This window comes from Hydrocoleum sp. CS-953, assembly GCF_002260545.1.
GTDB lineage: Bacteria > Cyanobacteriota > Cyanobacteriia > Cyanobacteriales > Microcoleaceae > Trichodesmium.
Genome location: NZ_LGSU01001417.1, coordinates 8,273 through 12,611, shown reverse-complemented (window position 1 = coordinate 12,611; position 4,339 = coordinate 8,273). Strand labels below are relative to the sequence as shown.

5 protein-coding genes are annotated in these 4,339 nt (G+C 33.5%); all 5 read right to left on the bottom strand.

The features are described 5' to 3' along the window. Positions 1-125: 125 nt before the first annotated feature. Positions 126-791 carry a HEAT repeat domain-containing protein gene (locus AFK68_RS28880; protein ID WP_094677238.1) on the bottom strand — a complete coding sequence of 222 codons (666 nt, stop codon included), beginning with the start codon at positions 789-791 and terminating at the stop codon, positions 126-128. 242 nt (positions 792-1,033) lie between these two features. Beyond that, positions 1,034-1,693 (bottom strand): hypothetical protein, encoded by a 660-nt coding sequence (locus tag AFK68_RS28875; protein ID WP_094677236.1) that lies wholly within the window; start codon positions 1,691-1,693, stop codon positions 1,034-1,036. Beyond that, a complete protein-coding gene (locus tag AFK68_RS28870; RefSeq protein ID WP_094677234.1) occupies positions 1,693-2,754 on the bottom strand; it encodes an RAMP superfamily CRISPR-associated protein in 1,062 nt (353 codons plus the stop codon). The genes AFK68_RS28875 and AFK68_RS28870 overlap by 1 nt, the downstream gene beginning before the upstream one ends. Continuing rightward, positions 2,747-3,271 (bottom strand): hypothetical protein, encoded by a 525-nt coding sequence (locus AFK68_RS28865; RefSeq protein WP_094677232.1) that lies wholly within the window; start codon positions 3,269-3,271, stop codon positions 2,747-2,749. Before AFK68_RS28865 ends, AFK68_RS28870 begins: the two co-directional genes overlap by 8 nt. After that, positions 3,268-4,230 carry an RAMP superfamily CRISPR-associated protein gene (locus AFK68_RS28860; protein WP_094677230.1) on the bottom strand — a complete coding sequence of 321 codons (963 nt, stop codon included), beginning with the start codon at positions 4,228-4,230 and terminating at the stop codon, positions 3,268-3,270. The genes AFK68_RS28865 and AFK68_RS28860 overlap by 4 nt, the downstream gene beginning before the upstream one ends. Positions 4,231-4,339 lie beyond the last annotated feature (109 nt).

Below are 4,339 nucleotides of genomic sequence, written 5' to 3'. Positions count from 1 at the left end.
GTGGGGGAGTGGGGAAAACCAATCAATGTTAGGGTTTTCCTATTATGATGCTCCCTTATAACAGAGCAGCTATCTTCCTCTGTAATTACCATTTCTCCTGATTCTTAACTCCTCACTCCTGACTCCTACCCTAATAAACGTTGCAAAGAAATACTTGCTGCTTGAGACACTTGAGGATGAGTATCTTTTTCCAAATATTTCAAAGCAGATACACTTTTCGGAGTAGACATATTTCCTAACGCTTCTGCTAACCTTTGACGAATCAACCAATCTTCCGAAGAGGCAAATTTAAGAACATTATCCACTGCTTCTAAGTCTCCAATTTCTCCTAAAGCGGCGATCGCTGCTTGTTGTATTACTAACTCCTGACTATCCAAAGCTTCTATCAATAAATCGTGGGCACGTTTATCTTTGATGTTTCCCAGAGAAACGGCTGCACTAAAACGTACTAACCAACTGGTATCTTCATAAAATGCTCGCGCCAGAGGTTCAAACGCTCTAACATCCTCCAAATAACCTAAAGCTCCTGCTGCATCAGCACGAACACCATAATCTTCGTCTTTTTCCAATAATTCTACTAAAATTGAGTAGCATTCCTCTGTCTGTTTCACACCCAGAGCAAATACTGCCATCGAACGTACTGGTAAGTTGGGGTCATACAATACTTTTTTGATGAGAGGCACCGCTTCAGTCGCAGATACTTCCCGTAGAGAAGCAAGAGCGAGGAGGCGATCGCGAGAATTTTCGCTATCTAGTTGAGCGGATATTTGTTCTAAACTTAGATTTTGCATATTTGACCTTTAGTTTATAAAACTTTACATTTTATTCATATTATAATCAATAATTAGGACTTACGCAAAACAGTTAATTGTACACCATTTGTAGGGGCGAACGGCCGTTCGCTCAATAGACATCTCCAATAATAAAAATTAAAATCAATTATCGTACAGAAATAATCAATTTTTTCTCCCTACTCCGTCTTTTATGGAGATGTCTAATATCTTGGTTCTGCGTAAGTCTTGATTCAATCAACCTATTCTTTGTAAAATTTAATATGGTTAATACTGCCATCTTCCTTCAAAGATTTAACTGCAACTTTGACATTTCCATTCTCAACAAGATTTTCATTATCGAAATTCTTTGGCTCTTTTTCCGTATAAGGAATACCATCAATTTCATAAGTAACCTTTTTGCCAGTAGAAGACTTTTTAATTACTTTGGCATCTAAAATATCTCCTTCTTTTAATTGAAGAGCTTTTTTTGATTCCTCTATTTTTTCTTGTCTTTGAGAAATTGTAGGTTCAGAAATATTAGAACTATTATCTACAGTTTCACCAACAGGAGCAACTTTATAATATTTCATTAACCGAGATGCCCAACCCAAAATTTTTAACATTACTTGAGGATTATTCTCATATTTTTTGAGATGTTTTTTACAGGTAATTTCCAAGTTTTCGTCATATTCAGGAGTTTTTTTACTATGTCGGGTATTATTTCCATTTCTTGCTAAAACTTTTAAATATACAAAAAAACTAGAACCTATATTATCTCTGTTAGTAAATTGTAGATAAGAAATAATTTTTCTCAACTCATTGACATCGGTTTCTTCTATAGTCAAATCATTGGCTATTTTATGAGCAATATTCCATTGTTCGTCTGTTAAATTTTCACTTTGAGAGTCATTTAGAACCATTAATAATTTCCCTCCTTTGGTTCGCGGTTAGTTGGATACTCTAGCACTTCAGCTACTCCTGCTAATAGATTTTTATCCAGCAAATTACTATTGTGAGCATCTGCAATTTTTTGAGTTATAAATTCCTTTAATTCTGTTCCAGTTAAGTTGTTACTTTCTGGAGGTGTATAATTAGAATAGCGATTTTTCAAATCTTGCTTATTTTGGAAGATATTAGCTTCAGTTACTTCTATTTTAATAGTACCAAAACCTACTGGTTTACCTGCACCAACTTTTAAAGCAAGGGGATAATTATCGTCTAATCCCAGAACAATAAATAGAGTTCCTAATTCTTCTGGTTTTAAATTTTTAAACTGCAATTTAGTGGTAAAAATATATTTATCTTTAGCTTGCTGTACCGGAATACCTTTATCTTTACCTTTGTCAATTGCTCTATTCGTATTGTAATAAAATTTTCGACCTCTAACTTTACCTTCTTCATTAAAATAGATAGGATTTTTTTTCCCCTCATCATTAATTTCCGGTCTAGGACGATTTAAACAAGGCATAAAACCTACAGAACTAACTTCTTTATATTTAGCATCTGTAAATTCAATTAAACCTTGCCAACCCATAGCACCAAATACACGACTAGCAGGACAAAGTTCATCTAGAGAACATAAACTATTTCGATGACCAAATGGTAAATATTTTCGAGGTATTCTACTATCATATTTGTTTGTAATAACTCCTAAAGTGCTATTAGTAATTGCCTCATAAACAGAACGAATACAACCTTTCAAAGAACTACCTTGAATTATCAAACTATTATTCATGTCTTGAGTCATAGTTTTAATCAAAGGAATTGAGTTTTTTCCCACATCAGTACCTAAAACAACTATACCTGTAGAAATATGTAAAGCTGTCTTGACTGTGAGATTTAAGAATAAATTTCCATGTAACAAATCACCTTTAAATTTACTGTGTCCAGCAGGAGATTCTAGGTGGGGTGTTCTGCCAGAAAAGGGGATTAATTGATATGGTTTAGAATCAGGATTTTCTTCAGAGTGATTATTAGTCATTTTGGTTTTTTACTACAATTGTTAAAGCAATAAAATGTACAGTAGCAGTTTGAGAATCCATAAAATAGCGTTGAGCTATATTTAGATTATCGTCAAGTTCTACTTTAAATTTTCTAGGAAAGCGAGTTTCTATTTCTGCTGTTATATAAGGAGTAATATATGTTCTTTTAGCTTCCCAAGTTTCTAACTCTTTTTTTCTATAAGCAACAATATTTCTTCTTTTAGTTTCCCAAGTTTTTCCTACAGGTTTAAAGTCAGATATAGACTGAGGTATAGAATCAGAATCACTCAAAACTAAAATTTGATAACCTTTCAGATTTTTTTTCCAACGCAACTCTAAATCTTGGTTAAACATTTGCCCTTCTATACCAGGAAATTCAGATGGTATTTTTTTGACAATACCGCTTACTTTATGAGGAAAACGTAGGAAATAATAACTATTTTCATCAGAAATTTTAGTTAATAATTTGTTCAACTCATCGGGATTATTTATTTGTTTAGTTCCGACAAAACTCATGCTGCTTTTCCTCCTAAAAGTATACTCCAAACTTTAACCGCTCTTCTAAATAAATCCTGAACTTGCTCATCTCCATCCCAAGTTAATTCAACTCCAAATCCTAATTCCATTGGTTGAGCGACGACAGGAGTTTCTATTTTATCGGGTTTAGGAAAACCATAATTTTTTGCCTCATCTTCTGATAAAAATTCTCCAGCTCCTAATAAAAAATTATGGGGATGGAACCATGATTTTTTGTCTTTGCCAAAAGTAAAAATTTGCTTTTCTTCTACTTGACAACTAGGATATTTGACAACTGCGGAATTATATTTAACTTTCACAGTTCCTAACCCACGAGATTTAGCAAAACCGATGCCAAACCAACCTTCATTTAAGTCTCTCAATACCAAACCAATTAAACCTAATTGAGCTAATGTAAAATTTTTCAGATGAATTTTAGTCTTAAATTCTCCAGAAGTACAAACTTGAAAATTAAAAGGTCCGACTGCTACAGAACCGAATACTCTATCAATTGCTACTCCATTTCTTTCCTCTGTTTTTAATTGTTTAATATCGATAGGATAAGCATCTTCTATTCTGATACGACTAGCAATAGAAGTATTACCAAACATCTGGTCTGTAAAAGACGATTTATGATAAATTTCATGGGGTGGTAAATCTTTTAAATAGTCATATTCACCTTGATTTACAGGATTACTTGCCCAAAGAATATCGGGATTTTTTTCATCTCTTTTTTCCCTACCAACTGTCCTAACAATTCTTTCAGCATGAGCGCGAATAGCACCTTTTAAACTACTACCTGGTAAATAGATAGATGGCTCACCATTGTAGTAAGTTTGAACAAATTCCATCTGAGGTTTTGTGGGGTCAGCACCTTCTCTTCCAGACTTAATTAATATTGGTCTGTCGGGAATTAAATTAATATCAATAGTGCAATGATTAACGAATCTTTTGTGCATAATTACTATGGTTAATTTTGATTGAGGTAAAAGTGTAGGGTTCGTTAGGCGCTTACTACAAACTAGGATTTAATTCTAAAAAATAACAAAGCGCCGTAACGCACCTTTC

Excerpts from the sequence above, each read along its gene's own strand:
- AFK68_RS28880 (WP_094677238.1), bottom strand. The coding sequence starts at position 791 with ATGCAAAATCTAAGTTTAGAACAAATATCCGCTCAACTAGATAGCGAA.
- AFK68_RS28875 (WP_094677236.1), bottom strand. The coding sequence starts at position 1,693 with ATGGTTCTAAATGACTCTCAAAGTGAAAATTTAACAGACGAACAATGG.
- AFK68_RS28870 (WP_094677234.1), bottom strand. The coding sequence starts at position 2,754 with ATGACTAATAATCACTCTGAAGAAAATCCTGATTCTAAACCATATCAA.
- AFK68_RS28865 (WP_094677232.1), bottom strand. The coding sequence starts at position 3,271 with ATGAGTTTTGTCGGAACTAAACAAATAAATAATCCCGATGAGTTGAAC.
- AFK68_RS28860 (WP_094677230.1), bottom strand. The coding sequence starts at position 4,230 with ATGCACAAAAGATTCGTTAATCATTGCACTATTGATATTAATTTAATT.